Annotated in this window: 34 protein-coding genes; 29 read left to right on the top strand and 5 right to left on the bottom strand. The window is 67.3% G+C overall.

The features are described 5' to 3' along the window. The 12 genes from ACIA49_RS10125 (at position 1) to ACIA49_RS10180 (ending at position 7,046) form a co-directional block, all read left to right on the top strand. On the top strand, positions 1–186 hold the full coding sequence (locus ACIA49_RS10125) for a type Z 30S ribosomal protein S14 (RefSeq protein ID WP_132167346.1): 186 nt from the start codon (positions 1–3) through the stop codon (positions 184–186). A gap of 91 nt (positions 187–277) precedes the next feature. Then, positions 278–685 carry a 30S ribosomal protein S8 gene (rpsH, locus tag ACIA49_RS10130; RefSeq protein WP_391541417.1) on the top strand — a complete coding sequence of 136 codons (408 nt, stop codon included), beginning with the start codon at positions 278–280 and terminating at the stop codon, positions 683–685. Positions 686–712: 27 nt separating this feature from the next. Then, entirely contained in the window at positions 713–1,255 is a 543-nt protein-coding gene (rplF, locus tag ACIA49_RS10135; RefSeq protein ID WP_391541418.1) for a 50S ribosomal protein L6, read from the top strand. A 2-nt stretch (positions 1,256–1,257) separates the two neighbouring features. Further along, complete coding sequence (gene rplR / locus ACIA49_RS10140; protein WP_391541419.1) at positions 1,258–1,641, top strand: 50S ribosomal protein L18; 384 nt, start codon at positions 1,258–1,260, stop codon at positions 1,639–1,641. 31 nt (positions 1,642–1,672) lie between these two features. After that, positions 1,673–2,272: a 30S ribosomal protein S5 gene (rpsE, locus tag ACIA49_RS10145; RefSeq protein WP_396376781.1), complete on the top strand. Its 600-nt coding sequence runs from the start codon at positions 1,673–1,675 to the stop codon at positions 2,270–2,272. Beyond that, entirely contained in the window at positions 2,272–2,454 is a 183-nt protein-coding gene (rpmD, locus tag ACIA49_RS10150; RefSeq protein WP_132167341.1) for a 50S ribosomal protein L30, read from the top strand. The genes rpsE and rpmD overlap by 1 nt, the downstream gene beginning before the upstream one ends. Position 2,455: 1 nt before the next feature. Then, positions 2,456–2,896, top strand: coding sequence for a 50S ribosomal protein L15 (rplO, locus tag ACIA49_RS10155; RefSeq protein WP_344144621.1), 441 nt, complete (start codon positions 2,456–2,458; stop codon positions 2,894–2,896). Between the two features lie 135 nt (positions 2,897–3,031). Further along, positions 3,032–4,333 carry a preprotein translocase subunit SecY gene (secY, locus tag ACIA49_RS10160; protein ID WP_396376782.1) on the top strand — a complete coding sequence of 434 codons (1,302 nt, stop codon included), beginning with the start codon at positions 3,032–3,034 and terminating at the stop codon, positions 4,331–4,333. Continuing rightward, entirely contained in the window at positions 4,333–4,905 is a 573-nt protein-coding gene (locus ACIA49_RS10165; protein WP_396376783.1) for an adenylate kinase, read from the top strand. The genes secY and ACIA49_RS10165 overlap by 1 nt, the downstream gene beginning before the upstream one ends. Positions 4,906–4,912: 7 nt before the next feature. Continuing rightward, entirely contained in the window at positions 4,913–5,737 is an 825-nt protein-coding gene (gene map / locus ACIA49_RS10170; protein ID WP_396376784.1) for a type I methionyl aminopeptidase, read from the top strand. 80 nt (positions 5,738–5,817) lie between these two features. Then, complete coding sequence (locus tag ACIA49_RS10175) at positions 5,818–6,267, top strand: DUF1707 domain-containing protein (protein ID WP_396376785.1); 450 nt, start codon at positions 5,818–5,820, stop codon at positions 6,265–6,267. After that, positions 6,264–7,046: a hypothetical protein gene (locus ACIA49_RS10180; protein ID WP_396376786.1), complete on the top strand. Its 783-nt coding sequence runs from the start codon at positions 6,264–6,266 to the stop codon at positions 7,044–7,046. The genes ACIA49_RS10175 and ACIA49_RS10180 overlap by 4 nt, the downstream gene beginning before the upstream one ends. Here the strand turns inward: ACIA49_RS10180 and ACIA49_RS10185 are convergent. Next, positions 7,030–7,884, bottom strand: coding sequence for an NAD(P)-dependent oxidoreductase (locus tag ACIA49_RS10185; protein WP_396376787.1), 855 nt, complete (start codon positions 7,882–7,884; stop codon positions 7,030–7,032). The two genes, ACIA49_RS10180 and ACIA49_RS10185, sit on opposite strands and share 17 nt — an antisense overlap. Positions 7,885–8,064: 180 nt before the next feature. Between ACIA49_RS10185 and infA the strand changes: the two genes are divergently transcribed. The 13 genes from infA (at position 8,065) to ACIA49_RS10250 (ending at position 18,241) form a co-directional block, all read left to right on the top strand. Further along, on the top strand, positions 8,065–8,286 hold the full coding sequence (gene infA, locus ACIA49_RS10190; protein WP_012923661.1) for a translation initiation factor IF-1: 222 nt from the start codon (positions 8,065–8,067) through the stop codon (positions 8,284–8,286). A gap of 35 nt (positions 8,287–8,321) precedes the next feature. Then, entirely contained in the window at positions 8,322–8,435 is a 114-nt protein-coding gene (rpmJ, locus tag ACIA49_RS10195) for a 50S ribosomal protein L36 (RefSeq protein WP_008361054.1), read from the top strand. 185 nt (positions 8,436–8,620) lie between these two features. Continuing rightward, on the top strand, positions 8,621–8,992 hold the full coding sequence (gene rpsM, locus ACIA49_RS10200; protein ID WP_396376788.1) for a 30S ribosomal protein S13: 372 nt from the start codon (positions 8,621–8,623) through the stop codon (positions 8,990–8,992). Between the two features lie 38 nt (positions 8,993–9,030). Further along, on the top strand, positions 9,031–9,438 hold the full coding sequence (rpsK, locus tag ACIA49_RS10205; protein ID WP_012923659.1) for a 30S ribosomal protein S11: 408 nt from the start codon (positions 9,031–9,033) through the stop codon (positions 9,436–9,438). Between the two features lie 25 nt (positions 9,439–9,463). Then, a complete protein-coding gene (gene rpsD / locus ACIA49_RS10210; protein WP_132402601.1) occupies positions 9,464–10,072 on the top strand; it encodes a 30S ribosomal protein S4 in 609 nt (202 codons plus the stop codon). A 103-nt stretch (positions 10,073–10,175) separates the two neighbouring features. Beyond that, positions 10,176–11,201: a DNA-directed RNA polymerase subunit alpha gene (locus ACIA49_RS10215; protein ID WP_132402598.1), complete on the top strand. Its 1,026-nt coding sequence runs from the start codon at positions 10,176–10,178 to the stop codon at positions 11,199–11,201. Between the two features lie 72 nt (positions 11,202–11,273). Then, complete coding sequence (gene rplQ, locus ACIA49_RS10220) at positions 11,274–11,951, top strand: 50S ribosomal protein L17 (protein WP_396376789.1); 678 nt, start codon at positions 11,274–11,276, stop codon at positions 11,949–11,951. A gap of 67 nt (positions 11,952–12,018) precedes the next feature. Then, a complete protein-coding gene (gene truA / locus ACIA49_RS10225) occupies positions 12,019–12,831 on the top strand; it encodes a tRNA pseudouridine(38-40) synthase TruA (protein WP_396376790.1) in 813 nt (270 codons plus the stop codon). Beyond that, positions 12,824–13,435 carry a class I SAM-dependent methyltransferase gene (locus ACIA49_RS10230; RefSeq protein ID WP_396376791.1) on the top strand — a complete coding sequence of 204 codons (612 nt, stop codon included), beginning with the start codon at positions 12,824–12,826 and terminating at the stop codon, positions 13,433–13,435. The genes truA and ACIA49_RS10230 overlap by 8 nt, the downstream gene beginning before the upstream one ends. Positions 13,436–13,439: 4 nt before the next feature. Beyond that, on the top strand, positions 13,440–13,976 hold the full coding sequence (locus ACIA49_RS10235; RefSeq protein ID WP_391541430.1) for a SigE family RNA polymerase sigma factor: 537 nt from the start codon (positions 13,440–13,442) through the stop codon (positions 13,974–13,976). Beyond that, positions 13,969–14,748 (top strand): hypothetical protein, encoded by a 780-nt coding sequence (locus ACIA49_RS10240; RefSeq protein ID WP_396376792.1) that lies wholly within the window; start codon positions 13,969–13,971, stop codon positions 14,746–14,748. Before ACIA49_RS10235 ends, ACIA49_RS10240 begins: the two co-directional genes overlap by 8 nt. A 48-nt stretch (positions 14,749–14,796) precedes the next feature. Beyond that, a complete protein-coding gene (locus ACIA49_RS10245; RefSeq protein WP_396376793.1) occupies positions 14,797–16,479 on the top strand; it encodes an ABC-F family ATP-binding cassette domain-containing protein in 1,683 nt (560 codons plus the stop codon). Positions 16,480–16,495: 16 nt separating this feature from the next. Then, positions 16,496–18,241 (top strand): hypothetical protein, encoded by a 1,746-nt coding sequence (locus tag ACIA49_RS10250; protein ID WP_396376794.1) that lies wholly within the window; start codon positions 16,496–16,498, stop codon positions 18,239–18,241. On the opposite strand, the gene ACIA49_RS10255 is transcribed toward ACIA49_RS10250, so the two are convergent. Both ACIA49_RS10255 and ACIA49_RS10260 read right to left on the bottom strand, forming a co-directional pair. Then, a complete protein-coding gene (locus tag ACIA49_RS10255; RefSeq protein WP_396376795.1) occupies positions 18,230–19,183 on the bottom strand; it encodes a hypothetical protein in 954 nt (317 codons plus the stop codon). The genes ACIA49_RS10250 and ACIA49_RS10255 overlap by 12 nt on opposite strands. Then, positions 19,180–19,728, bottom strand: a complete 549-nt coding sequence (locus ACIA49_RS10260; protein WP_391541435.1) for a TetR/AcrR family transcriptional regulator — start codon at positions 19,726–19,728, stop codon at positions 19,180–19,182. Before ACIA49_RS10260 ends, ACIA49_RS10255 begins: the two co-directional genes overlap by 4 nt. A 119-nt stretch (positions 19,729–19,847) precedes the next feature. Here ACIA49_RS10260 and ACIA49_RS10265 point away from each other — a divergent pair, with 119 nt between their 5' ends. Beyond that, positions 19,848–20,276 carry a nuclear transport factor 2 family protein gene (locus ACIA49_RS10265; RefSeq protein ID WP_396376796.1) on the top strand — a complete coding sequence of 143 codons (429 nt, stop codon included), beginning with the start codon at positions 19,848–19,850 and terminating at the stop codon, positions 20,274–20,276. A 75-nt stretch (positions 20,277–20,351) separates the two neighbouring features. Here ACIA49_RS10265 and ACIA49_RS10270 read toward each other — a convergent pair whose 3' ends face one another. Beyond that, positions 20,352–21,638: a citrate synthase gene (locus ACIA49_RS10270; protein WP_396376797.1), complete on the bottom strand. Its 1,287-nt coding sequence runs from the start codon at positions 21,636–21,638 to the stop codon at positions 20,352–20,354. A gap of 287 nt (positions 21,639–21,925) precedes the next feature. Between ACIA49_RS10270 and rplM the strand changes: the two genes are divergently transcribed. The 3 genes from rplM to glmM are packed head-to-tail and all read left to right on the top strand — an operon-like array spanning position 21,926 to position 24,280. After that, entirely contained in the window at positions 21,926–22,369 is a 444-nt protein-coding gene (gene rplM, locus ACIA49_RS10275; RefSeq protein ID WP_396376798.1) for a 50S ribosomal protein L13, read from the top strand. Between the two features lie 35 nt (positions 22,370–22,404). Next, on the top strand, positions 22,405–22,926 hold the full coding sequence (rpsI, locus tag ACIA49_RS10280; protein ID WP_396376799.1) for a 30S ribosomal protein S9: 522 nt from the start codon (positions 22,405–22,407) through the stop codon (positions 22,924–22,926). A 7-nt stretch (positions 22,927–22,933) separates the two neighbouring features. Beyond that, a complete protein-coding gene (gene glmM / locus ACIA49_RS10285) occupies positions 22,934–24,280 on the top strand; it encodes a phosphoglucosamine mutase (protein ID WP_396376800.1) in 1,347 nt (448 codons plus the stop codon). A gap of 49 nt (positions 24,281–24,329) precedes the next feature. On the opposite strand, the gene ACIA49_RS10290 is transcribed toward glmM, so the two are convergent. Continuing rightward, positions 24,330–25,790 (bottom strand): ketol-acid reductoisomerase, encoded by a 1,461-nt coding sequence (locus tag ACIA49_RS10290; RefSeq protein WP_396376801.1) that lies wholly within the window; start codon positions 25,788–25,790, stop codon positions 24,330–24,332. Between the last annotated feature and the right edge of the window lie 54 nt (positions 25,791–25,844).

Raw genomic sequence — 25,844 nt, forward strand, 5'->3', positions numbered from 1 at the left:
GTGGCGAAGACAGCACTGAAGGTCAAGCAGGCCCGGACGCCGAAGTTCGCGGTGCGCGGTTACACCCGCTGCCAGCGCTGCGGCCGGCCGAAGGCGGTCTTCCGCAAGTTCGGCCTGTGCCGGATCTGCCTGCGGGAGATGGCGCACCGGGGCGAGCTGCCTGGTGTGACCAAGTCCAGCTGGTGACCGTCTCCACCCCGGAACGTTTCTCCCTTCATCATCTAGTCACCGTAGGTCGCCGGCCGGCGAAACCACGGCGGGAAAGAGGCCCCAGGCCATGACAATGACCGACCCGATCGCAGACATGCTGACGCGTCTGCGCAACGCCAACCAGGCGTACCACGAGTCGACCTCGATGCCGTACAGCAAGATCAAGCAGGGCATCGCCGACATCCTCCAGCAGGAGGGTTACATCTCCTCCTACAAGGTCGAGGAGCCCAAAGAGGGCGCCGTCGGCAAGACCCTGATCGTGGACCTGAAGTTCGGCCCGACCCGGGAGCGCTCCCTTGCGGGCGTTCGGCGGATCTCGAAGCCGGGCCTGCGGGTCTACGCGAAGTCGACCAACCTGCCGAAGGTCCTCGGTGGCCTGGGTGTCGCGATCATCTCGACCTCCCAGGGACTGCTGACCGACCGTCAGGCCAAGAACAAGGGCGTTGGCGGGGAAGTCCTCGCCTACGTCTGGTGACGAAGAACCGGAAGGAGGACCACTCTCATGTCTCGCATCGGTAAGCTCCCGATCTCGGTCCCGTCCGGCGTCGACGTCACGATCGACGGCCAGACGGTCACCGTCAAGGGTCCCAAGGGTCAGCTCACGCACGTCGTCGCTGAGCCCATCGTGGTCGGCAAGGACGAGGACGGCACCATCGCCGTCAGCCGTCCGGACGACCAGCGCAAGAGCAAGGAACTGCACGGCCTGTCCCGCACTCTGATCGCCAACCTGGTGACCGGCGTGACGGACGGCTACGAGAAGAAGCTCGAGATCGTCGGCGTCGGGTACCGCGTCCTGTCCAAGGGACCGACCCAGCTGGAGTTCTCGCTCGGGTACAGCCACACGATCACCGTGGACGCTCCCGAGGGCATCACGTTCAACGTCGAGGCCCCGACCCGGTTCTCGGTCATCGGGATCGACAAGCAGTCGGTCGGCGAGGTCGCTGCCAACATCCGCAAGCTGCGCAAGCCCGAGCCGTACAAGGGCAAGGGTGTGCGGTACGCCGGCGAGCAGGTCCGCCGCAAGGTCGGAAAGGCTGGTAAGTAACCATGGCGATCGGACTGCGTCACAACAAGCACTCCGCCAAGAAGACGGCGTCGCGTCTGCGCCGCCAGATCCGCGTGCGGAAGAAGATCAACGGTACGCCGGACCGGCCGCGCCTCGTGGTCACCAAGTCGGCGAAGCACCTGTTCGTTCAGGTCATCGACGATGTGGCCGGCAAGACCCTGGTCTCCGCCTCCACGATGGAGGCCGACCTGCGCGGTGCGTCGGACAACAAGACCGACAAGGCCAAGACCGTCGGCGGCCTGATCGCCGACCGGGCGAAGGCCGCGGGCATCGAGGCGGTCGTCTTCGACCGCGCCGGGAACAAGTACCACGGACGGATCGCGGCCCTGGCCGACGCCGCTCGTGAGAACGGGCTCGGTTTCTGATGGCGACACACAAGGAAGAAGGTAGTTCGAAATGAGCGGAGGCCAGCAGCGTCGCGGAGGCGGCGCCGGTGGTGAGCGCCGCGGCCGCGACGGTGGTCGCGGTCAGGCAGCTGACAAGACCGCCTACATCGAGCGCGTGGTAGCCATCAACCGTGTGGCCAAGGTCGTGAAGGGTGGTCGTCGCTTCAGCTTCACCGCCCTCGTGGTCGTCGGCGACGGCGAAGGCACCGTCGGTGTGGGTTACGGCAAGGCCAAGGAGGTGCCCGCGGCGATCGCCAAGGGTGTCGAGGAGGCCAAGAAGTCGTTCTTCAAGGTGCCGCGGATCCAGGGCACCATCCCGCACCCGGTCCAGGGCGAGAAGGCCGCAGGCGTTGTCATGCTGCGTCCGGCCGCTCCCGGTACCGGTGTGATCGCGGGCGGCTCGGCGCGCGCCGTACTGGAGTGCGCCGGGATCCACGACATCCTCAGCAAGTCGCTGGGTTCCTCCAACGCGATCAACGTGGTGCACGCCACGGTGGCCGCGCTGCAGGCCCTGGAGACTCCGGAGGCCGTGGCTGCGCGTCGTGGCCTGCCGGTCGAGGACGTCGCTCCGGCAGCGCTGCTGAAGGCGCGGGCGGAGGTGGCTTCCTGATGGCACGCTTGAAGGTGACCCAGACCCGTTCGGGCATCGGTGGCAAGCAGAACCAGCGCGACACCCTGCGCACCCTGGGCGTCAAGCGGATCGGCGACAGCGCCGTCCACGAGGACCGTCCCGAGGTTCGCGGCATGGTCCGCGCGGTTCGCCACCTCATCACCGTCGAGGAGGTCGACTGACATGGCGCTGAAGGTTCATCACCTGCGTCCGGCGCCCGGTGCCAAGACCGCCAAGACCCGTGTGGGTCGTGGTGAGGGCAGCAAGGGCAAGACCGCCGGTCGCGGTACCAAGGGCAGCAAGGCCCGTAACAACATCCCCGAGTACTTCGAGGGTGGCCAGATGCCGCAGCACATGCGGCTCCCGAAGCTGAAGGGCTTCAAGAGCAGGAACCGAGTGGAGTTCCAGGTCGTTAACCTGGACAAGCTCGGACAACTGTTCCCCGAAGGTGGCGAGGTCGGCGTAGCCGAGCTCGTCGCCAAGGGCGCGGTCCGTCGTGGTCAGCCGGTGAAGGTGCTGGGTGACGGGGAACTGACCGTCGCTCTGCAGGTCTCGGCGCACAAGTTCTCCAAGTCGGCTCTGGACAAGATCCAGGCCGCCGGGGGGACCACCACCGAGGTGTGACATGCGGTCCAGGGCTCGTAACGCCCGGTGCTTGATACTCTGCACCGGTCGGACGGGCCCTGGTTCGTCTCTTGCCCGGCTGCTATGCCAGACCCCTGCCCTGCCCGGGGCAGAGCAAACATGTGGGAGGACAGGGTGTTAGGCGCCTTTGCCAACGCGTTCAAGACTCCGGACCTGCGCCGGAAGATCTTGTTCGTGCTCTTCATCGTCGTGATCTTCCGGATCGGCTCCGTCGTGCCGGCCCCCGGCGTCAACGTCCAGTCGCTGCACGCGTGTATCAAGGGATCGCAGAACGGCGCGAACGCCAATCTGTACAACTTGATCAACCTGTTCTCCGGCGGCGCCCTGCTCCAGCTCGCGATCTTCGCGCTGGGCATCATGCCGTACATCACCGCCAGCATCATCCTGCAGCTGCTCACCGTGGTGATCCCGCGGCTGGAGTCGCTGAAGAAGGAGGGCCAGGCGGGGCAGTCGAAGATCACCCAGTACACCCGGTTCCTGACCGTCGGACTGGCGATCCTGCAGTCGACGGCCTTCGTGGCGCTCGCCCGGACCCCCGGCCGGCTGTTCCAGGGCTGCACCGAGCCCCTGCTGTACAAGGACGACTGGTTCCACGTCACCGTGATGGTGCTGACCATGACCGCCGGTACCGGCGTGATCATGTGGCTGGGTGAGCTGATCACCGACCGTGGTGTCGGTAACGGTATGTCGATCCTGATCTTCACCCAGATCGTCGCCACCTTCCCGACCAACCTGTGGAGCATCCGCAAGACGAAGGGTTTCGCGACCTTCTTCATCGTGATCGCCGTCGGTCTGGTGATCATGGCCGCGGTCATCTTCATCGAACAGGCGCAGCGCCGGATCCCGGTGCAGTACGCCAAACGGATGGTCGGCCGCAAGATGTTCGGCGGCACCTCCACCTACATTCCCCTGAAGGTGAACCAGGCCGGTGTCATCCCGGTCATCTTCGCCTCCAGCCTGCTGTACCTCCCGGTGCTTGTCAGCCAGTTCCAGGCCGACAAACCCTGGGCGATCTGGATCCAAGGGAACCTGGTCAAGGGCGACCACCCCATTTACATGGCTACGTACGTCGCCTTGATCCTGTTCTTCACCTACTTCTACGTCTCGATCACCTTCAACCCGAAGGAAGTCGCGGACAACATGAAGAAGTACGGCGGCTTCATCCCGGGGATCCGGGCCGGCCGGCCGACCGAGGAATACCTGGCGTACGTGCTGAACCGCATCACATTGCCGGGTGCCATCTACCTGGCCGTGCTGTCGCTGATTCCGCTGATCGCGCTGGTCCTGGCCGGTGCGAACCAGAACTTCCCGTTCGGTGGTACGTCGATCCTGATCATGGTCGGCGTGGGCCTGGACACGGTGAAGCAGATCGAGTCTCAGCTGCAGCAACGCAACTACGAAGGGTTCTTGCGCTGATGAGACTGTTGCTGATGGGTCCGCCCGGGGCGGGCAAGGGCACGCAGGCAAAGGTGCTTGCGGAACGCCTGAATATCCCGGCCGTGTCCACCGGCGACATCTTCCGAGCGAACGTGAAGGACGAGACGCCGCTCGGGCTCGAAGCCAAGCGCTTCATGGATGCCGGGGACTACGTCCCCGACGAGGTCACCAACGCGATGGTGCGGGACCGGTTGTCGGAGGCCGACGCCGGTGACGGGTTCCTGCTCGACGGGTACCCGCGCACCCTCGCCCAGGTGGGCACGCTGGACGACATCCTGGCCGAGCACGGCCACAAGCTGGACGCGGTGGTGGCGCTGGTCGCCGACATCGAGGTGCTGGTGGACCGGATGTCGAAGCGCGCTCACACCGACGGCCGCACGGACGACTCCGAAGAGGTCATCCGGCACCGGCAGGACGTGTACGCCGCGGAGACCAAGCCGCTGCTGGCCGTCTACGGCCAGCGCGACCTGCTGGTCGAGGTGGACGGCGTCGGCGAGATCGACGAGGTCAGCGAGCGCGTCATCGCCGCGCTCAAGTCCCTGACCGACTGAAGGACAGATGATTTTTAAGGACCGCGGGATCGAGATCAAGACCCGCGAACAGATCCTCGCCATGCGAGCGGCCGGCCTGGTGGTCGGCCGCACGCTGGAGCTGCTCCGGGAGGCGGTCAAGCCCGGGATCAGCACCGGCGAGCTCGACGCGATCGCCGAGGACAATATCCGCTCCTCCGGCGCCACCCCGTCGTTCAAGGGCTACCACGGCTTCACCGGCTCGATCTGCGCCTCGGTGAACGACGAGATCGTGCACGGCATCCCGGGCGAGCGGGTGCTCGCCGAGGGCGACCTGATCTCGATCGACTGCGGTGCGATCGTGAACGGGTGGCACGGCGACGCCGCGATCACGGTGCCGGTCGGCACGGTCGGCGACGACCTGCTCGAGCTGGCCCGGATCTGCGAGGAGTCGATGTGGCAGGGCTTCGCCGCGGCGAAGCTCGGTGGTCGGCTGACCGACATCTCGGCCGCGGTCGAGGCCCACGTGCGCGCCAACTCGTCGTACGGGATCGTCGAGGACTTCGTCGGGCACGGGATCGGTTCGGCGATGCACCAGCCGCCGAACGTGCCGAACTTCGGCAAGGCCGGGCGCGGCCCGAAGCTGGTCGAGGGTCTGGCCCTGGCGGTCGAGCCGATGCTGACGCTGGGCAGGCAGGACAACCACACGCTCGACGACGACTGGACCGTGGTGACCGATGACGGTCGCGCGGCCGCTCACACCGAGCACACGTTCACTCTCACTCCGCAAGGTCCCTGGGTGCTGACGTCGCTGGACGGCGGTGCGGCCAAGCTGGCCGAGCTCGGCGTCACCTGCGGCGCGCTCGCGGACTGAGGCCGTCAGCCGGTACGACGAAGCGCCGCGTCCGTCCATCGGGGGACGCGGCGGCCCTGGGCCTGAGGCACACTTGAGGCATGTCCCAGTACCAGCCGTACCAGCGATTCACCGAGGCCGACCGCGAGAAGATCGCCGGGCGGTTGCGGGACGCCTTCGCCGACGGCCGGCTGGATCAGACCGAGTTCTCGTCGCGGCTCGACAAGCTCTACGCCGTGCAGACGTACGGCGAGCTGGAGCCGCTGGTGCGTGACCTGCCGCCGATGAAGACGTACCAGACGCCTGCCGTCGTTCAGGATCAGAAGCCGGCCCCTGCGCCGGGGGAGTTCCCGACGAAGGAGGTACAGCGGCGGCGTAACGGCGGACTGCTGGCCCTGGGTGGTGGCTTCACCGGCATCGTGGCGATCAACGTGGTCATCTGGTTCGTGATTGGCCTTGCCCACAATGGGAACTGGCCGAACTTCTGGCCGGTATGGCTGCTGATCCCGTGGGGGATCATCGCGTTGGGCAACCTCGGAAAGCGCCGTTGACCCGGCCGCTCCGGCCGGCCCTGGCCTGGCAGCTGCGGCAGGGATCCGTGCTCGTCTACGTGATCTGGTTCGCGGTCGCCGTACCGCTGGTGATCGTCGGGCTGCTGGTCGAACCGCGCTGGGTGGGCTGGATCATGCTTGCCTGGTTCGCGGTCCTGCTGGTGTTCACGCTCGCGATGCGGCGGGCCGACGGACGGCTACAGAAGGCGTGGGCACGGGCCGCCCGGGAGCTCGGCTGGCGGATCTCCGCGGCCGGGCCGGAGGTGATGGAGCGCTGGCCGTTCCCGCCGTTCGATGCGGATCCGCAGGCCGAGGTGGCCGAGGTGACCACCGGCCGGCACCGCGGCCGTGAGTTCGTCACCGGCGAGTTCCGGCACCGCGTCCGGCGCCGCAACCTTGGCTTCGACTTCCTTGATCTGCAGATCGACCGGCCGCTCCCGCCGCTGCAGGTGCTGCCGGCCGGGCTGGGATCGGTCGCGGCCGCCAGTCTGCTGCCACTGCGTCTGGAGGTCGACGGGCTGCCCGGTCGCTACGACCTCTTCAACGGCCGTGAGGACCACGCTCAGGCGTTGCTGCACCCCGGTGCGGTCGAGGTGCTCACCGCCGTCGCGCCCTTCGGCTTCAGCTGCGAGGGACGCCGGTTCGTGGCGATCTTCCCGGCGTACCGGGACACCACCACAGCGCTTGCCCAGCTTGATGCCGCCTGCGATCTGCTCGACCTGATGCCCGAACAATTGTGGCGCGAGGGCGAGCAGTGGGCCGCTACGAAGTCGTCCTGAGCAACCTGATCAGGGCGGCCGAGTCCTCATCGCCGTGACCGGTGGCGACAGCCTTCTGGAGCAGAGCACCCATCGGCGTCATCAACATGGGGTCGACCCCTTGTGCGACGGACGTGTCGATCAGGTGGTGGTACGCCGTTGCCTGCATGGCGAGGTTGGATCCGGCGGTACCGGGCTCCGGCGGATTGTCGAGGTCGGCCGCGATCCGCGGCACCGAGCCCAGCATCGCGGTCAGCCAGGGGATCAGCAGTTGCCGGGTGAACTCGACCGCCGGCACATCAGCGCTCTGCATCAGGGCCAGCGCGTGCTCAACACCGCCGAACATGCCGTACATCCCACTCAGTAAAGCGATGTCGTACAGGGCGGCCAGGCCGGCATCAGCACCGACGTACACGGGACGAGCCAGTACGGCGAGGTCGGCCTCGTACTGCTTGAACGCCGCGTTGTCACCGCTGTAGAGGATGAACGCGTTCGGACCGCCGATCAGCGCGGGGACGGCCATGATCCCGCCGTCCAGGTACGACGATGCTCCGAGCAGCGCATCGAGGGCGCGAGCCTGGTCCGGCGTGCTGTTGGTCAGGTTGACGACCACCGTGCCGGTGAGGTCGACGCCCCCGAGGGTGTCGCGGACCGTGGTGTCGTCGAGCAGGCAGACGACAACCAGCGGGCTGGCGGCGACCGCCTCGGCCGCGGTGGTGGCGCGGGTGACGCCTTCGAGTTCGGGGGAGCGGCCGGGGGTGCGGTTCCAGACGGTGGTCGGGTGGCCGGCGGCCAGAAAGGTCCGGGCGAGGGCTGTTCCCATCGCGCCCAGGCCGAGAACGGTGACTGGTGTCTTCATGTCTGCCACCCTGGGCGAGGGGCTGTAGGGCGGACAAGTACACACTAAATAGTGGGGTACTGCCCAAGTGGTAAGTATGGCTTCTTCGGGCCGATTGGGTTTCGGGTGTGGTAGTGACGTACACTCGGTTGTTGGCTCTTTTGGAGCCATAGTCAGTCACGTCTACAGAAGTGCGAGGACATGCCCAAAAAAGAGGGAGTTATCGAACTCGAGGGCACCATCGTCGAGGCCCTGCCGAACGCGATGTTCCGTGTTGAACTGTCCAATGGGCACAAGGTGCTCGCGCACATCAGCGGCAAGATGAGGCAGCACTACATCCGGATCCTCCCCGAGGACCGGGTCGTCGTGGAGCTGTCGCCGTACGACCTCACCCGGGGTCGCATCGTCTATCGGTACAAGTAACACGACCACCAACACCTGTCGAAGAAAGAAGCTCGATGAAGGTCAATCCGAGCGTCAAGAAGATCTGCGACAAGTGCAAGGTGATCCGCCGTCACGGTCGGGTCATGGTGATCTGCGAGAACCCGCGGCACAAGCAGCGGCAGGGCTGAACAGCTCCTCTCAGCAGGCACGGCACTTTCGCACCACAGCGCGCATGCTCGTCCAGCACCGGTAACACGCTGGACGCTGCCCCCGGAACAGAGGCCGGGGCCTTGCCGGTGAGCACCACAGACACCGAGGCGGGCAAGGACGCAGCGCGCCACCACACCTCTGCCGACGAAAGGATCACCGCCACATGGCACGCCTCGTAGGAGTCGACCTGCCGCGCGACAAGCGCATCGAGGTCGCACTCACCTACATCTTCGGAGTAGGCCGCACCCGCGCCCTCAAGACGCTCGAAGCCACCGGGATCTCCGGTGACAAGCGCGTCCACGAGCTGGGCGACGACGAGCTGGTCAAGCTTCGCGACTGGATCGAAGGCAACTACCAGATCGAAGGTGACCTCCGCCGGGAGATCACCGCGGACATCCGCCGCAAGATCGAGATCGGGTCGTACCAGGGCCGCCGGCACCGCAGCGGTCTGCCGGTGCGCGGTCAGCGCACCAAGACGAATGCCCGCACCCGCAAGGGTCGCAAGAAGGCAATCGCCGGCAAGAAGAAGAAGTGACCCGGATGACCCTCGATCTTTCCAGGAGCAACTGACTTATGCCTCCCAAGAGCCGCACCGCGGCCGGCGCGAAGAAGGTGCGCCGCAAGGAGAAGAAGAACGTGGCCGCCGGCCACGCGCACATCAAGAGCACGTTCAACAACACGATCGTGACGATCACCGACCCGACCGGCGCGGTCATCTCGTGGGCTTCCGCGGGCACCGTCGGCTTCAAGGGTTCGCGCAAGTCCACCCCGTTCGCCGCGCAGATGGCCGCCGAGGCCGCCGGACGCCGCGCGATGGAGCACGGCATGCGCAAGATCGACGTGTTCGTGAAGGGTCCCGGCTCCGGCCGTGAGACCGCGATCCGTTCGCTGGGTGCCGTCGGCCTCGAGGTCGGCACCATCCAGGACGTCACCCCGACCGCACACAACGGCTGCCGCCCCCCCAAGCGGCGCCGGGTCTGACCCAGAGAGAGGCAGGTAACCAACAATGGCCCGTTACACCGGACCCATGACCAAGAAGTCGCGCCGTCTCGGGGTCGACCTCGTCGGTGGCGACAAGGCGTTCGAGCGTCGTCCGTACCCCCCGGGTATGCACGGCCGAGGCCGTCCGAAGGAGAGCGAGTACCTGCTCCAGCTGCGCGAGAAGCAGAAGGCCCGCTTCTCGTACGGCGTGCTGGAGAAGCAGTTCCGCCGGTACTACGAGGAGGCCTCGCGGCGCTCCGGCAAGACCGGTGACAACCTGCTGATCATCCTGGAGTCCCGTCTCGACAACGTGGTCTACCGCTCGGGCCTGGCCCGGACGCGTCGGCAGGCCCGTCAGCTCGTGACGCACGGACACTTCACGGTGAACGGCATCAAGGTGAACATCCCGTCGTACCGCGTCTCCGCCCACGACATCATCGATGTCAAGGCGAAGTCGGTCGAGACGACGCCGTTCATCATCGCCCGGGAGACCCACGCCGAGCGCGTGGTCCCGGCCTGGCTCGAGGTCATGCCGGAGCGGTTGCGCATCCTCGTCCACCAGCTGCCGACCCGGCAGCAGATCGACACCCAGGTCTCCGAGCACCTGATCGTCGAGCTCTACTCGAAGAACTGATCCGGTTCCGGCCGGTGGCTTCGGCCGCCGGCCGGATCGGTGTTCTTCGCCCCCCTCGCGGCCTCAAATAGTGGTCGTCGCGAAACAGTGAAGGAACACGAAGTTGCTTATCGCACAGCGTCCCACCCTGACCGAAGAGGTCGTCGACGAGCACCGTTCGCGGTTCGTCATCGAGCCGTTGGAGCCGGGTTTCGGCTACACCCTCGGTAACTCGATCCGCCGGACCCTGCTGTCGTCCATCCCGGGCGCGGCCGTCACCAGCATCAAGGTCGACGGTGTCCTGCACGAGTTCTCGACCGTCGCCGGGGTGAAGGAAGACGCCACCCAGCTGATCCTGAACCTCAAGGACCTGGTCGTCTCCTCCGAGCACGACGAGCCGGTCACCATGTACCTGCGCAAGCAGGGCCCCGGTGACGTCACCGCCGCGGACATCGCGCCGCCGGCCGGTGTCGAGGTGCACAACCCGGACCTGAAGATCGCCACCCTGAACGAGAAGGGCCGGCTCGAGATGGAGCTGGTCGTGGAGCGTGGCCGCGGTTACGTGTCCGCGATCCAGAACAAGTCCGCGGACGCCGAGATCGGCCGGATGCCGGTCGACTCGATCTACTCCCCGGTCCTCAAGGTCACCTACAAGGTCGAGGCGACCCGCGTCGAGCAGCGCACCGACTTCGACCGCCTCGTGGTCGACGTCGAGACCAAGCCGTCGATGCTGCCCCGCGACGCCGTCGCGTCGGCCGGTAAGACGCTGGTCGAGCTGTTCGGCCTGGCCCGCGAGCTGAACGTCGAGGCCGAGGGCATCGACATCGGCCCGTCGCCGGTGGACGAGCAGATGGCCGCCGACCTGGCGCTGCCGGTCGAGGACCTGCAGCTGACCGTCCGGTCGTACAACTGCCTCAAGCGTGAGGGCATCCACACCGTGGGTGAACTGATCTCGCGCAGCGAGCAGGACCTGCTGGACATCCGCAACTTCGGCTCCAAGTCGATCGACGAGGTCAAGCTGAAGCTGGCCGAGATGGGCCTGTCGCTGAAGGACTCGCCTCCCGGCTTCGACCTGCGTGCGGCCGCCGAGGCCTACGGCACGGAGTCCGAGGACGACGACGAGAGCTTCGCCGAGACCGAGCAGTACTGAGCTGTTCCGAGCTGTTCTGAAACCGACCCCGGGCTCTGTGTTTTCGGGGCCTGAATCCTTCTGGAGTAAGAGATGCCTACCCCCACCAAGGGTGCCCGGCTGGGCGGCAGCCCGGCGCACGAGAAGCTGATCCTCAGCAACCTCGCGACGTCGCTGTTCGAGCACGGCGCCATCACCACCACCGCGGCCAAGGCCAAGCGCCTGCAGCCGCTGGCGGAGTCGATGATCACCAAGGCCAAGCGCGGCGACCTGAACTCGCGCCGCCAGGTGATGAAGCGGATCCGGGACAAGAGCGTCGTGCACGTGCTCTTCACCGAGATCGGCGAGCGCTACGCCGACCGTCCGGGTGGCTACACCCGCATCATCAAGCTCGGCCCGCGCAAGGGTGACAACGCGCCGATGGTGAAGATCGAGCTGGTCGAGGCACTGAGCGACGCGAAGAAGCCCGCCAAGAAGGCGACGGCCAAGAAGGCCGCCGCCCCGAAGGCGGACGAGACCCCCGCCGCCGAGGTCAAGGACGAATCGGTCCAGGACGTCGTCGCCGGCAAGTTCGAGAACTCGGCCGCTCCGCTGGCCGACGACTCGGCGCCGGAGGGCTACACCATCAAGGGCAACGAGAACTCGATGAAGTACCACACCACCGAGTCGCCCTGGTACGCGCAGACGGTCGCCGAGGTCTGGTTCAAGACCGAAGAGGACGCTGCCGCCGCGGGCTTCGCCAAGGCCGGCGAGACCGACGACGACAAGTAGGTCTCAGCTGTTCTGACAGCGCCCCGACACTTCACGGTGTCGGGGCGCTGTTGCGTTAGATTGACGTGTGCGTTGGCGGATTGACCTCAGGTACGACGGGACGGCTTTCCATGGCTGGGCTCGTCAGGATGGTCTCCGGACCGTGCAGGGCTCGTTGGAGGACGCGCTCCAGACCGTACTGCGGCTGCCCGAGCGGCTGGCGGTGACGTGCGCCGGCCGGACGGATACCGGCGTACACGCTCGTGGGCAGGTAACGCACTTCGACCTGGAAGCCGCTGTGGAGCCGCACAGGCTCTTGAGAGCGCTGAACGGCGTCCTGCCTGCGGATGTGGTCGTTACGAGCGTGACGGCGGCTCCAGAGGGATTTGACGCACGGTTCTCTGCTCTCGCCCGCCGGTACGTCTACCGGTTGTGTGATGAGGCGGCCGCGTGGGATCCGCTGACTCGCGGGCATGTACTGCGGGTGCCTCGTCCGCTGGACGTGGAGCGGATGAACGCGGCTGCGGCTCAGCTGCTGGGCGAGCACGACTTCGCGGCGTTCTGCAAGAAGCGGGAGGGCGCCAGCACAGTGCGCGCCCTGCTGGACTTCTCGTGGCAGCGCACAGCCCCTGGGCTGTTGGAGGGCACTGTGATCGCAGATGCCTTCTGTCACTCGATGGTGCGGGCGCTGGTGGGGTCGATGATCCCTGTGGGTGATGGGCGTCGAGAGGTGGACTGGCCGGGCGCCGTGCTCTCCGCGAAGGTGCGTGACTCGGCGGTGGCAGTGGTGCCTGCTCATGGGCTCACACTGGAAGAAGTGCGGTATCCGGCGGACAACGAGCTGGCCGCCCGGGCCCTGGAGGCCAGGCAGGTCAGGGGAGAGGTACACCAGCGTGGCTGACCACTACTTCGCGGCGGAGCCCGGTTCCGCCGACGTACGCCGTACTGTCACGGGCCGCATCTGGGGCCGGGAGTACTCGTTCACCACGGCGAGCGGTGTGTTCTCCCGGGACCGCCTGGACCTCGGTACGTCGATCCTGCTGCGTGAGGTGGAGCCGCCGACCGGCGAGGGGACGTTCCTCGACCTGGGGACCGGCTACGGCCCGATCGCGTGTGCACTGGCGGTTGAGTCGAGTGCAGTGGTGTGGGCCGTCGATGTGAACACCAGGGCGCTGGAGCTGACCGCGGAGAACGCCAAGACCGCAGGGGTCGCGGACCGCGTGCACGCGGCGCTGCCGGACGACGTACCGGAGGGGCTGCTCTTCGACCAGATCTGGTCGAATCCGGCGATCCACATCGGCAAGCCCGAGCTGCACAAGATGTTGTTGCGTTGGCTTGCTCGCCTTGCGCCCGACGGCGTGGCATGGTTCGTGGTCGGCAAGAACCTCGGCGGCGACTCGCTGCAGCGCTGGATGACCGAGCAGGGCTATCCCTGTGAGCGGGTCGGCAGCGCCAAGGGGTTCCGGGTACTGCGTGCAACGAACGCGGGTCCGGCGCCGTCCTGAGGGTATGGAGGCAGCGTTGGCGGCAGCAGCGGCACCGTCGTCGGAGTCGATCGACTTCGAGCAGTGGGTCACTCAGAAGGCCGATGCTCTGCTGCGCTTCGCCTACGTCCTGACCGGGGACAAGGCGCTGGCCGAGGATGCCGTCCAGGACGCCCTGACGACCGCCTGTGCCCGCTGGGCCCGGGTCAGCAAGGCTGACGACCCGGAGGCCTACGTGAAGCGGATGGTGGTGAACGCACACATCTCCTGGTGGCGGCGCTTCCGTCGCCGCGAGGCACCGGTCGAGGACCCTGTCCGTACGGCGCCCGCCGCACCGGACGGTACTGCGGCCAGAGCCGAGTCCGAGGCCGTCTGGGCGTTGTGCTCGACGCTGCCGGACAAACAGCGCGCAGCCGTCGTCCTGCGCTTCTACGAAGAGCTCTCGTACGCCGAGATCGGTGTGCTGCTGCACTGCGCGGAGGCGACGGCCAGATCGCATGTGCACCGCGCACTGGCCGCACTGAAGACCACACTGAGCAAGGGAGGAGCCGAGAATGCCTGAGCACGATCCTGAGCAGGAGCTCGGCCCCAAGTTCACCTCGGCGTTCCAGAGCCACGCGGACTCGACCGAGAGCCCACGGGCGCTCGGGTTGGTGGCTGAGGCCCGTCGGCGCGTCCGGCGCCGTCGGCAGGCGGTGATGTCAGGTGCTGCGGCAGTGCTGGTCGTCGTAGCGATCGGAGGCGTCTGGAACGTGCTGCCGGGCTCCTCGGGCTCGAACTCAGAGACCGCATCGAGTGCGGGAGACAGCGGTGGGAAGGTCACGTCGGGCGGCGCGGTCCGGACCCAGGAGGCGGTTCCGACCCAACCGCCGTTCGCGCCCACGGGGTGCCCGGCTGCTCATCCGATCCTGAAGGCGCCGGCCACCAACGCCGTACCGGCTGGGACTGGTCTGGATGTCGCTACGCCAGTGTCAGGTCTGCTGGCTTGCCGGTACGACCTCAAGGGAAGCTCACTGCTCGGCCAGCAGCAGTTCAGTGCAGCGGTTGCGCAGCAGGTGGTCGATGCGATCAAGCCGCTCCCGGAGATGAACTCCGCGCTGCCGGTGTTCAAGTGCGCACCGCAGGCTGCTCAGCCGAGTGAGGCGATCGTGCTGCGGTTCACTACGGCGGCCGGCATCCGGGAGATCTGGGTCGAGTACACCGGCTGCAACACACCGGGCTTCTTCACCGGATCGCACACCTACGGTCTGTTCGCGGCACCCCTGAAGCTGTTCATGACTGGTCCGGTCCGCCCGTCCGGCAGCACGTATCTGGATGCCCTCAAGGGCTGGTGACGCGATATCCGTTCGCCTGCTGGCGGGTCCGCCGGTCAGACTGGGGGAATGGGTCACGTAGAAGTCGCCGGCATCGGGTTCGAGCTGCCTGACGGGCGGGTGCTGCTGGACGACGTCACGTTCCGGGTGGCGGACGGTGCGAAGGTCGCACTGGTCGGCGCGAACGGTTCGGGCAAGACCACGCTGACCAAGATCATCGCGGGCGACCTGAAGCCACACAGCGGCAGCGTCGCGCGCTCCGGCGGTCTCGGGGTGATGCGGCAGTTCGTCGGCTCGGTCCGGGACTCGTCCACCGTGCGGGACCTATTGCTCAGCGTCGCCCCGGAGGCGATCCAGCAGGCGGCCGAGACGCTGGAGAAGGCCGAGCTGGCGATGATGGAGTCCGAGGACGAGAAGACCCAGCTCAGGTACGCGCAGGCCATCTCCGACTGGGGTGAGGTCGGCGGCTACGACGCTGAGGTGCTCTGGGACGTCTGCACGATGTCTGCGCTCGGAGTGCCGTTCGACAACTGCCGTTGGCGTGAGGTGAAGACGCTGTCGGGTGGTGAGCAGAAACGCCTGGTCCTCGAGGCGCTGCTGCGCGGCCCGGACCAGGTGCTGATGCTGGACGAGCCGGACAACTACCTCGACGTACCGGCGAAGCGCTGGCTCGAGGAGCAGCTGCGCACCAGCGACAAGACGGTGCTCTACATCAGCCACGACCGTGAGCTGCTGGCCAACACCGCGACTCGGATCATCACGGTCGAGCTCGGTGCGGCCGGCAACACCGCGTGGACGCACGGCGGTGGTTTCCGCACGTACCACGAGGCCCGGCAGCATCGCTTCGAGCGGTTCGAGGAGCTGCGTCGGCGCTGGGACGAGGAGCACGCGAAGCTCAAGGCTCTGGTGCAGATGTACAAGACGAAGGCGGCGTACAACGACGGCCTCGCCTCGCGCTACAAGGCCGCCCAGACCCGGCTGCGCAAGTTCGAGGAGATCGGCCCGCCACAGGAGCTACCGCGCGAGCAGAAGGTCAGCATGCGGCTGACCGGCGGCCGCACCGGCAAGCGGGCAGTGGTCGCCACCGGGCTGGAGCTGACCGGTCTGATGAAGCCCTTCGACGTAGAGGTCTGGTACGGCGAACGTGTCGCTGTACTGGGGTCCAACGGCTCGGGGAAGTCGCACTTCCTGCGCCTGCTGGCGAATGGCGGCACCGACCCGGACATCGAGCACCAGCCGATCGGTGAGGTCCCGATCGCTCCGGTCGCACACACCGGTGTTGTGAAGCTCGGTGCGCGCGTGCGGCCGGGCTGGTTCGCCCAGACCCACGAGCACCCGGAGCTGGTCGGCAAGACGCTGCTGGAGATCCTGCACCGCGGGGACGAGCACCGGGACGGCATGGGGCGTGAGCTTGCCTCGCGCAAGCTGGACCGCTACGAGCTGGCGCACGCCGCCGAGCAGACCTTCGACAGCCTCTCCGGCGGTCAGCAGGCGCGCTTCCAGATCCTCCTGCTGGAGCTGTCCGGAGCGACCCTGCTACTGCTCGACGAGCCCACCGACAACCTGGACGTCGAATCAGCCGAGGCTCTCGAAGAGGGCCTGGACTCCTTCGACGGAACGGTTCTGGCCGTCACCCACGACCGCTGGTTCGCCCGCGGTTTCGACCGTCACCTCGTCTTCGGCGCCGACGGCACCGTCTACGAGTCCGACGAGCCGGTCTGGGACGAAGGTCGCGTGCAGCGCGCCCGCTGAGCCTTACAGTCTTGGGATGACAGGCGAGCTCGCTGCTCAGTGGGTCCGGATGGTTGTGCCGAGCTGGATCTACCGGTGGCTGATGCCGGTGGGCTGGCTCGGCGCGGTAGTGGCGTCGGTGGCTGCCACCGGCCGCTGCTCGGTCACGGACCCCACGGTGTGTGGACCGGACCAGGCGTTCTCGCTGGCGATGGTTCTCTGCTTCGCTTCCCTCGTCCTGTGGTGGTGGCAGCCGATCCTGGCTGCAGCCGCAGGCATGCTGTTCGCCGTTTGCGACCACGAGCTGGGTGATGCTGCGGGGGCACAGACCGCCTGGACCATCTACGGCGTTCTCTGTGCCCTCATGTTCGGCTGGCTCGTCATCAGTCGCATGCGGCAACGCAGCCTGGTCTCGGGGCTGCCGCGGCGCGCGGTGAGCATTCCGGCGGCGGAGCGGGTCGGCCTGTCCATCAGGCTGGTGGCGGCCGGCGTACTGATCGTGGTCGGTGTCGCTGCGCTGTTCGTGATGCGTTGGCAGGACCACCGCGAGGACGTGCATGTACGGCGTGCTGTCGCGCAGACCGCGGTCGTGGAGAGCCAGACCAAGGACGGGGACCTCGTCCTCCAACTGCCGGACGACAGCAAGCGCACGATCACCATGGCCGACGACTACGCCATTGGTGCGGAGATCCCAGTCCTCGTTGACCCCATGGATACCGACTGGATCCGGGCGCGGGCCGAACTGGCCGACAACACCCCCTGGTCCACCGCCGCGGGTGGTGCCTGGGTGCTGGCGCTCCTGCTCGTTGTGCGCGACCTGCAGCTCCGTCGGGCTCGGCCGCGCCGCCTGTGGACCGGGCAGGGGTTGCCGGTCCGGATCGAGCCGGACGCCTCGGGAACCTTCGGGGTGATGTCCGCCGATGGCACCGTCCTGCTGGGGTTTCTCAGCCTCGAGCTGGACGACGAGGACCGCGATGCGGAGCTGTACGACGCCTTCGACGCACTGGACGAGGAGGAGGACGAAGCGCCCGGCCGGCTTCGGCGGGAGTGGGAACGGACGCTCCAGCTGTACCGGAGCGAGGCGCTGCTGGTCGGAGACCTCGCAGCGGGCAGTTGGCCGACGATCGTGCTCGGAGAGCAGGTGATGCGGCCGGTGAGTCCGTTTGCGCCGCCACGCCGAAGCCCGTGGAGCAAGGAATCACTGAACGGCCTACCGGACAGCTGGGACGACCTGGACGACGACGAGGACAGTGCCGACGAGCGCGATGAGATCGACGCGGCTCAGGAGCTGCCGGGGTTGCCATGGGCGGTTCCGCTGGAGCCTGAGCAGTGGTGGGAACGTCCTGCGTGGGTCGCGGCGCTGGTGCTGACGCCGGTTGCTGCCTGGCTACTGCCGCTGTTGCTCGACGACAAGGTCCCCGGCGTCATGGCGGCTGTGCTGGGCATCAACCTGGTGCATTTCGCCGGCAGCCAGGTGTTCTTCCGGGTCATCGCCACGGCCTCCGAGGTGCGGGTCAGGAGCGGGTGGTTCGAGCGCAGCACGCCGTGGCGGGCGGTCCGCTCGATCGACATCACCAAGGACCGGCTCGATCTGGAGACGGCCGGCGATGAGTGGGTCGTCGTAGGCGGCGTGGCCGCTGACCGGGTGCAGCAGGTGGCTGGCGTCTTCCAGGCCCTGCGGCAGCGCTCCGAGACCGGACTGGCCAGCAGACGGCTCTCGCCGCTCGCGGTGGTCGACGCTGTGCTGGTGGTCGTCTGTGTGGCAGTGCTGTTACTGACCTAGCCAGCCAGCGCGGTACGCGGCCCAGTGCTCGTCGGTTGCGGTGAAGTCGACGTACAAGGCCAGTCCGAAGTTCTGGCGAGGTGAATCGGCCAGTCCGAGCCGAGCGCCGCGGACTGCTGCTGCGACGGTCTCCGCATGTCCCCAGTGCGACGGATTGCTTTCCCAGTAGGCAGGAAGGCCCATCAGGAGGTCCGTGCCGGGTGGGGTGACCTCTAGCGCCAGCTTGGTCTGCTTGGCGACATAACCGCCGTACAAGGACTCCAGGGGCATGGCGGTGTCGTAGGACATCACTGCGATCTGGTTGACCCGTTCGGCGACCTGGCGGAAGTAGTCCTGGGACCACCACTTGTCGATCGGGATCCGGTGCAACTGCCAGAGCGGATCGATCTGGTGAGCCGCTACGGACAGCGGTGCACCCAGAGCGCGCGTCTCATCCAGTACGGCGAGGTAGCCGCGTGACCCGGACCGTACCGGCTCGAAGTCGTAGTGGATGCCCTGAAACCCCTGTGCCAGAACGGCTTTCGCAGAGGCGACCACCTGCTTGCGGACAGCCGCGTCCGCAAGGTCCATGCCCGGGTTCTTCCCCGGCTGTACGACGTCGCCAAGCCAAGCCTGCACCCGTACGTCGGGTGCTGCCGCCCGCATCGCGGTGATGAACCAGCTGGCGGCCGGTGCGGTTTGCGCCAGTGCCAGTGTGCCGTCGTGCTCGAGGGGACCGGTGTGCACATACAGGTCGCGGATGCCGGTGCCCTGCAGTTGTTTGGCCAGTGCGGTGATGTCGGCCTGGGTCTTGCGGCCGTCTACCCACGCATGGCCGAGCCAGAACGCGTCGTGGTTCCGCGTGCGGGCGGACGGCTCACCGTCGTACTGGATGCGAAGCGACAACGGGTAGATCCCTAGTGGGATCAGGAAGACCAGGAGCAGGAAAAGGCGGCGTCTCACGCAGCTGGGCGCAGGCCGGCGTACACGAGGCCCAGCATCCGGGTCCGGACCTCGGGGTCGAGGTTGCGGGCAGTCGCGCCCCGGGACGCACCGATCAGGAGTGCGTAGACCTCCGGCAGGCCGGCGTCACGCCGTACCGCACCGACGCGTTGTGCCTCGGCCAGCAGCGAGCCGAACGCCTCCCGCAGTCCGGCGGCCGCCTTACGAGCGTCGTCGCCGGCGGCGATCCCAGCAGTGGTCAGTGCCTCGCCGATCGCGAGCTTGACCGCGGACTCCGCCACCACCTGGCTGAAGAACGCGTAGAAGGCCCGCCCGGCGTTCTCGCCGGACGCCAGGGTCAGAGCCTGGTTCCGCAACCGCTCCAGCCGCTGGGTGAGGACCGCCTCCAGCAGGTCCGTCTTGGTCGGGAAGTGCCGGAAAACGGTCGCGATCCCGACCCCCGCCAGCTTGGCGACCGCATCCGTCGAAGCGTTTGGCGACTGCCCGAACACCTCGTCAGCCGCCGTCAGAATTCGCGCCCGATTGTCCCTCGCATCAGCTCGCACCCCAGACCCCTCTCCTCGTGGCAACCCCCGTGCCTCAGATACAGAGACGCTCCACCGGACCTGTTTGGTTGTAACCGAAGTCGATTCTCCGGAACCCGGTCGCGATCTAGGCTCCGCCCATGACTCCTGAAGAGGTCTTCCGGACGCTGGTCCACGGCGTCGCCGCCGGCCGGTACGCCGGACTTCCGGACCTGTACGCCGAACAGACCGACGTACGGCATCCGATGCATCCCGCCCGTCCCGAGCCGCTGCGGTCCCGGGCGGAGCTGCGCGCGCATTTCGGCGACGGCGGGCCGGATCCCGCCGTCAGCTTCGAGGCGGTGGACATCGTCGTGCACCGGACCGCGGATCCCGAGGTGATCGTCGGGGAGTTCGCGTACGCCGGAACCGCCACGGCGACCGGGGAGACGTTCCACGTGCCGTGTGTGTTCGTGCTGCGGGTGCGGGACGGGGAGATCGTGGAGTCGCGGGACTACGTCGACCACGCGGCGATGGCGCAGGTTCGGGAACGGCTCGCGGAACCGGACGCCACGGATGGTGCGTCGTAGCCCCAGAAGCGCAGAAACGGCCCCGGTCCCTGGCGATGAAGCCGGACCGGGGCCGTTCCCAAGTGACTACCTGGATCAGCGGTCGCCCATCGGCACGTACTGGACGCCCCGGGAGCCGGTGTAGATCTGCTTCGGACGCGCGATCTTCTGGTCGGTGTCGCCGAGCGACTCCGACCACTGCGCCAGCCAGCCCGAGGTGCGCGGGATGGCGAACAGCACGGTGAACATCTCCGGCGGGAACTGCAGGGCCTCGTAGATCAGGCCGGAGTAGAAGTCGACGTTCGGGTAGAGCTTGCGGGAGACGAAGTACTCGTCCTCCAGCGCGATCTTCTCCAGCTCGACGGCGATCTTCAGCAGCGGGTTGATCCCGGTCACCTCGAAGACGTCGTCGGCGGCCTTCTTGATGATCTTGGCGCGCGGGTCGTAGTTCTTGTAGACCCGGTGACCGAAGCCCATCAGCCGCTCTTCGCCGTTCTTGACGCCCTCGATGAACGACGGCACGTTGTCGACGGTGCCGATCCGGCGCAGCATCTTCAGCACCGCCTCGTTGGCGCCACCGTGCAGCGGGCCGTAGAGGGCGGCGATGCCACCGGTGACCGCGGAGTACGGGTCGACCTGGGTGGAGCCGATCGCACGGACCGCGTTGGTGGACGCGTTCTGCTCGTGGTCGGCGTGCAGGATGAACAGGATCTCCAGCGCGCGCACCAGCCGGTCGTCGGCGGCGTACTTGGGCTCGCTCATCTTGAACAGCATCGAGAGGAAGTTGGCCGCGTAGCTCAGCTCGTTGTCCGGGTAGACGTACGGCTTGCCCTGCGCGTGCCGGAAGGAGAACGCGCCCAGCGTCGGCATCTTCGCGATCAGCCGGCGGATCTGCAGTGCGCGGGACTCCTCGTCGAAGATCTCCCGCGACTCCGGGTAGAACGTGGACAGCGCGCCGACCGAGGCCAGCAGCATGCCCATCGGGTGCGCGTCGTACCGGAAGCCCTGCATGAAGGTCTTCAGGTTCTCGTGCACGAAGGTGTGATATGTCACGTCGTGCACCCAGGCTTCGTACTCCGCCTTGTTCGGCAGTGCACCGTTCACCAGCAGGTACGCCACCTCGAGGTAGTTCGACTGCTCGGCGAGCTGCTCGATCGGGTAGCCCCGGTACTCCAGGATGCCCTTGTCACCGTCGATGAAGGTGACCGAGGACCGGGTGGAGGCGGTGTTGACGAAGCCGGGGTCATAGGTGGCCAGGCCACCGTCTCCGTCGGTTGCGCTGATCTGCTTGAGATCTGCGGCACGGATGGTGCCATCGGTGATGGCAAGGTCGTAGTCCTTGCCGGTCCGGTTGTCCCGGACGGTGAGCGACTGTTCGGTCACGATGCCCTCTTCGGAAGCTGGCGTCATCGCCCGGGTGAGTGAGGGTGTATATCAGCCGGCGGGACGCGATTCGGACTGCAATCTTCACCGCTAAACTAGTGCGGTCCGCAGCTCCTTCCAAGCCGGGGTGCCCAAGCCGTCGGGTCTCACTTTGACCCCAGGTGGCGTACGCCGGTATTCTGGGCTGCTGTTGTGCGTTTCAGGTCCCGAAGAGGTTCAATCCTGTCGGCGGACCGCTCGCCGACGTACTTGATTTGTCAACCTCTGAGAAACGAAGGTCAACGACCGTGCGCACGTACAGCCCGAAGCCTGCGGACGTCACTCGCGAGTGGCACGTGATCGACGCTACCGATGTGACGCTCGGTCGGCTCGCCGTTCAGATCGCCACTCTTCTGCGCGGCAAGCACAAGCCGACGTACGCTCCCCACGTCGACGGCGGCGACTTCGTCGTCGTCATCAACGCCTCCAAGGTCTCCTTGTCCGGTAACAAGCGCACGGACAAGCTGGCCTACCGCCACTCGGGTCACCCGGGTGGTCTGACGGCCACGCCGATCGGCGAGATCCTGGACAAGGATCCCCGCAAGGCCGTCGAGAAGGCTGTCTGGGGCATGCTCCCGAAGAACCGTCTGAGCCGGAAGCTTCTCACCAAGCTGAAGGTCTACGCCGGTCCGGAGCACCCGCACACCGCCCAGCAGCCGAAGCCGTTCGAGATCACCCAGATCGCCCAGTAAGCGATCGACGAGCCAGGTAAACGAGGATTTTCAGCGTGAGCGACATCACCACCGAGACTGCAGAGTTCGACCCCGAGGTCCCCATCGACAGCGAGGGCCCGGTCGCCTACACCTCCGAGACGAACCCGAGCCCGGAGCAGCGCGCCGAGACGGGTCGCGTCGCGGTGATCAACCCGGCCGGCGCCACCGGCCGCCGCAAGGAGGCCGTCGCTCGCGTCCGCCTCGTGCCCGGCACCGGCAACATCACCGTCAACGGCAAGCCGATCGACGTGTACTTCCCGAACAAGGTTCACCAGCAGCACGTGAACGAGCCGTTCGTCGTCGCGGGCCTCGAGGGCTCGTACGACGTGATCGCGCGGATCAACGGCGGCGGCATCACCGGCCAGGCCGGTGCGCTGCAGCTCGGGATCGCCCGGTGCCTGAACGCCGCCGACGAGGAGGCGAACCGTCCTGGCCTCAAGAAGGCCGGTCTGCTGAGCCGCGACGCGCGCATCAAGGAGCGTAAGAAGGCCGGTCTCAAGAAGGCCCGCAAGGCTCCTCAGTACAGCAAGCGCTGATCACCTGATGGGGCGTTTGTTCGGCACGGACGGAGTCCGTGGCCTGGCAAACGTGGACCTGACCGCGGAGCTCGCACTCGACCTTTCGGTCGCTGCGGCTCACGTACTCGGCGAGGCCGGTGCCTTCGAAGGGCACCGGCCACGCGCCGTTGTGGGGCGGGATCCACGCGCCAGTGGAGAGTTCCTGGAAGCCGCTGTGGTGGCCGGACTGGCCAGCGCCGGCGTCGACGTTTTCAAGCTGGGTGTGCTGCCGACCCCGGCCGTCGCCTATCTGACCGGCTCGACCGGAGCCGATCTCGGCGTGATGCTGTCCGCCAGCCACAACGCGATGCCGGACAACGGCATCAAGTTCCTGGCTCGCGGCGGGATCAAGCTCGACGACAAGATCGAGGACGCGATCGAGGTCCGGGTCGGCGAGGAGTGGCAGCGCCCGACCGGTGCCGCTGTCGGCCGCGTGCTCGACGACGGGCAGGGGTTCGAGACGTATGTCTCGCACCTGGTCCGCTCGGCACCGAACCGGTTCGACGGGGTCAAGGTCGTCATCGACTGCGCCAACGGTGCCGCCTCCGGGACGGCTCCGGAGGCACTGCGCCGGCTCGGCGCCGAGGTGATCACGTACGCCGCGGCACCGGACGGCCTGAACATCAACCTGAACTGCGGATCCACCCACCTGGAGGGTCTGCAGCGTGAGGTGATCGGGCACCGCGCCGACCTGGGCATCGCCCTGGACGGCGACGCCGACCGCTGCCTGGCGGTCGACGCCAACGGCGACCTGGTGGACGGTGACCAGATCCTCGCGATCCTGGCGCTGGCGATGCGCGACAGCGGCCGGTTGTCCAACGACACCGTGGTCGCGACCGTGATGAGCAACCTCGGCTTCGTCCAGGCGATGGTCCGGGAGCGGATCGCGGTCGAGCAGACCAAGGTCGGCGACCGGTATGTGCTGGAGGCGATGAAGGCCGGCGGCCACAAGCTCGGCGGTGAGCAGTCCGGGCACGTGATCCTGTCCGACCACGCCACCACCGGCGACGGCACGCTGACCGCGGTCATGCTGCTGGCCCGGATCGCTCAGACGGGCAAGTCGCTGGCCGATCTGGCCGGGGTGATGACCCGCCTGCCGCAGGTCCTGGTCAACGTCAAGAACGTGGACAAGGCTCGCGCCGGCACGGATTCCGCCGTACAGGCTGCTGTTGCCGAGGCCACCGCGCGGCTCGGCGACACCGGGCGGGTGCTGCTTCGTCCTTCGGGCACGGAGCCGCTGGTTCGGGTGATGGTGGAGGCCGAGTCGTCCGACCTGGCCGACGAGATCGCCCACTCGCTCGCCGATGTCGTGGCAACCTCGCTGAAGCTCTGACAGTTTGATCGGCCCCGGACCTCGTTGAGGTCCGGGGCCTTTCCACGTTCTAGGACACGGAGATGTCGACCGACGGACGGAGCTCGGCAGCGACGGCCAGGGCCTCGTGGACCGGGTTCTGCAGGAAGGCCTCGATGGCCTTCGGGTCCGCCGGGTTGGCCAGCGCGGGCAGCGCGAGCTGTTCGTACGCCGCCTGGAATCGCGGGCCCCAGCGTCGGGTACCGAGCCGGGCGGTCCGGGAGCAGTTGTCGACCATGAAGGCGACGTCGCGGGCGTGCATGTAGGGCAGCAGCGAGTCGACGGCCTCGATGATCGACTCGTTCACGATCTCCGACCAGGCGTGCCCGCGCGCCGCGAACTCGTCCACCTGTGCGGTCATCGTGGCGACGAAGAGCCCTGCTGTCACTGGATCAATGGCTGTTTCCGAGCTGCGGCGAGCGTGCGCCTCGGTGCTGTGCGACCACATCTCGCTGCCCGCGATCGCCGTCATCGGCCGGGTGGCGAGCCGGCTCTCGGCCAGGATCACACTGCGGAGTTCGGTGCCTTCGGCAACTTCATCGTAGATCTCGGCGACCAGGTCGCGCGCCGGCAGGTAGGTCGCGCTGTACGCGCGGTCGAAGAGATCCTGGTCCGCGCCAGCCAGAGCAGCCCGTACGGCGGGGAGTCCGGCGGCCGAGATCGTCCGCGCGATCGGCCCGGTCACAGCCTCGGTCGAACGCTCGTACGCCGTCACCGGGTCGGCCCCCTCGAGCCGGAAGTACCGGTAGAGCGCCTCGACCAGACCGTGTACCGCGCCGAGCAGGATCGCCCGCTCGCCGACGATGTCCGAGCGGTACTCGGCCGACAGCGTGGTCGCGAACGTGTACGGCGAACCCAGCGCGACAGACCAGGCCAGTGCCCGATCGGTCGCGTGGCCATCCGGGTCGGCATGGACGGCGATGCTCGCGTTGATCCCGGCACCGTTGACCGTCGCGCCCTGCTGGTAGAGCCGCCGTACCGAATCGCCCATGCCCTTCGGGCAGACGGCGATCACCGGGTGGCCGGGCGGGAAGTCGCGGCCGCTCGCCTGCAGGTGGCCGAGCAGGAAGCCGTGCGACAGGCCGATCGTCGCGCCGGGCTTCAGGACCTGGAAGATCGTCTCGTGCTGGGCGGCCAGGGCCGCGTCGGCGATCAGCAGGATGAGCAGGTCGGATTCGGCCGCGACGCTGAGCAGGTCGCCGAGGGTGCCGTTCTCCTCGGTGAACCCGTTGGCGCGGGCGTCGTCCGCCGAGGTCGAGCCCGGCCGGAGGCCGACGGAGACCGTGATGCCGGTGCCGGCCAGCGAGTCGCGCAGGTTCAGCGCCTGGGCGCGGCCCTGCGGTCCCCAGCCGAGGACGCCGATCTTGCTGATGCCGTGGAAGGCCTCGGGCAGCAGCGGGAACAGGTCGCGGCCGCCGCGGAGGATGGTCTCGGTACCCCCGGGCACCGTCATGGTCTCGGTCCGGAAGACCGTCGAGTCGATGGTGGTCATGTCCTTCAGTGAAGACCGGAGTTACTGTTGCAGCAAGCGCAAGATCTGCATCGC

The organism is Kribbella sp. NPDC051587 (genome assembly GCF_044453945.1).
In the GTDB taxonomy this organism is placed as follows: domain Bacteria; phylum Actinomycetota; class Actinomycetes; order Propionibacteriales; family Kribbellaceae; genus Kribbella.

Excerpts from the sequence above, each read along its gene's own strand:
- ACIA49_RS10245 (WP_396376793.1), top strand. The coding sequence starts at position 14,797 with ATGGGTCACGTAGAAGTCGCCGGCATCGGGTTCGAGCTGCCTGACGGG.
- rplF (WP_391541418.1), top strand. The coding sequence starts at position 713 with ATGTCTCGCATCGGTAAGCTCCCGATCTCGGTCCCGTCCGGCGTCGAC.
- rpmJ (WP_008361054.1), top strand. The coding sequence starts at position 8,322 with ATGAAGGTCAATCCGAGCGTCAAGAAGATCTGCGACAAGTGCAAGGTG.
- rpmD (WP_132167341.1), top strand. The coding sequence starts at position 2,272 with ATGGCACGCTTGAAGGTGACCCAGACCCGTTCGGGCATCGGTGGCAAG.
- ACIA49_RS10290 (WP_396376801.1), bottom strand. The coding sequence starts at position 25,790 with ATGACCACCATCGACTCGACGGTCTTCCGGACCGAGACCATGACGGTG.
- ACIA49_RS10185 (WP_396376787.1), bottom strand. The coding sequence starts at position 7,884 with ATGAAGACACCAGTCACCGTTCTCGGCCTGGGCGCGATGGGAACAGCC.
- rplR (WP_391541419.1), top strand. The coding sequence starts at position 1,258 with ATGGCGATCGGACTGCGTCACAACAAGCACTCCGCCAAGAAGACGGCG.
- rplO (WP_344144621.1), top strand. The coding sequence starts at position 2,456 with ATGGCGCTGAAGGTTCATCACCTGCGTCCGGCGCCCGGTGCCAAGACC.
- ACIA49_RS10175 (WP_396376785.1), top strand. The coding sequence starts at position 5,818 with ATGTCCCAGTACCAGCCGTACCAGCGATTCACCGAGGCCGACCGCGAG.
- infA (WP_012923661.1), top strand. The coding sequence starts at position 8,065 with ATGCCCAAAAAAGAGGGAGTTATCGAACTCGAGGGCACCATCGTCGAG.
- map (WP_396376784.1), top strand. The coding sequence starts at position 4,913 with ATGATTTTTAAGGACCGCGGGATCGAGATCAAGACCCGCGAACAGATC.
- ACIA49_RS10165 (WP_396376783.1), top strand. The coding sequence starts at position 4,333 with ATGAGACTGTTGCTGATGGGTCCGCCCGGGGCGGGCAAGGGCACGCAG.
- rpsK (WP_012923659.1), top strand. The coding sequence starts at position 9,031 with ATGCCTCCCAAGAGCCGCACCGCGGCCGGCGCGAAGAAGGTGCGCCGC.
- rpsD (WP_132402601.1), top strand. The coding sequence starts at position 9,464 with ATGGCCCGTTACACCGGACCCATGACCAAGAAGTCGCGCCGTCTCGGG.
- ACIA49_RS10265 (WP_396376796.1), top strand. The coding sequence starts at position 19,848 with ATGACTCCTGAAGAGGTCTTCCGGACGCTGGTCCACGGCGTCGCCGCC.
- rplQ (WP_396376789.1), top strand. The coding sequence starts at position 11,274 with ATGCCTACCCCCACCAAGGGTGCCCGGCTGGGCGGCAGCCCGGCGCAC.
- rpsE (WP_396376781.1), top strand. The coding sequence starts at position 1,673 with ATGAGCGGAGGCCAGCAGCGTCGCGGAGGCGGCGCCGGTGGTGAGCGC.
- ACIA49_RS10250 (WP_396376794.1), top strand. The coding sequence starts at position 16,496 with ATGACAGGCGAGCTCGCTGCTCAGTGGGTCCGGATGGTTGTGCCGAGC.
- ACIA49_RS10235 (WP_391541430.1), top strand. The coding sequence starts at position 13,440 with ATGGAGGCAGCGTTGGCGGCAGCAGCGGCACCGTCGTCGGAGTCGATC.
- rpsH (WP_391541417.1), top strand. The coding sequence starts at position 278 with ATGACAATGACCGACCCGATCGCAGACATGCTGACGCGTCTGCGCAAC.
- glmM (WP_396376800.1), top strand. The coding sequence starts at position 22,934 with ATGGGGCGTTTGTTCGGCACGGACGGAGTCCGTGGCCTGGCAAACGTG.
- rpsM (WP_396376788.1), top strand. The coding sequence starts at position 8,621 with ATGGCACGCCTCGTAGGAGTCGACCTGCCGCGCGACAAGCGCATCGAG.
- ACIA49_RS10240 (WP_396376792.1), top strand. The coding sequence starts at position 13,969 with ATGCCTGAGCACGATCCTGAGCAGGAGCTCGGCCCCAAGTTCACCTCG.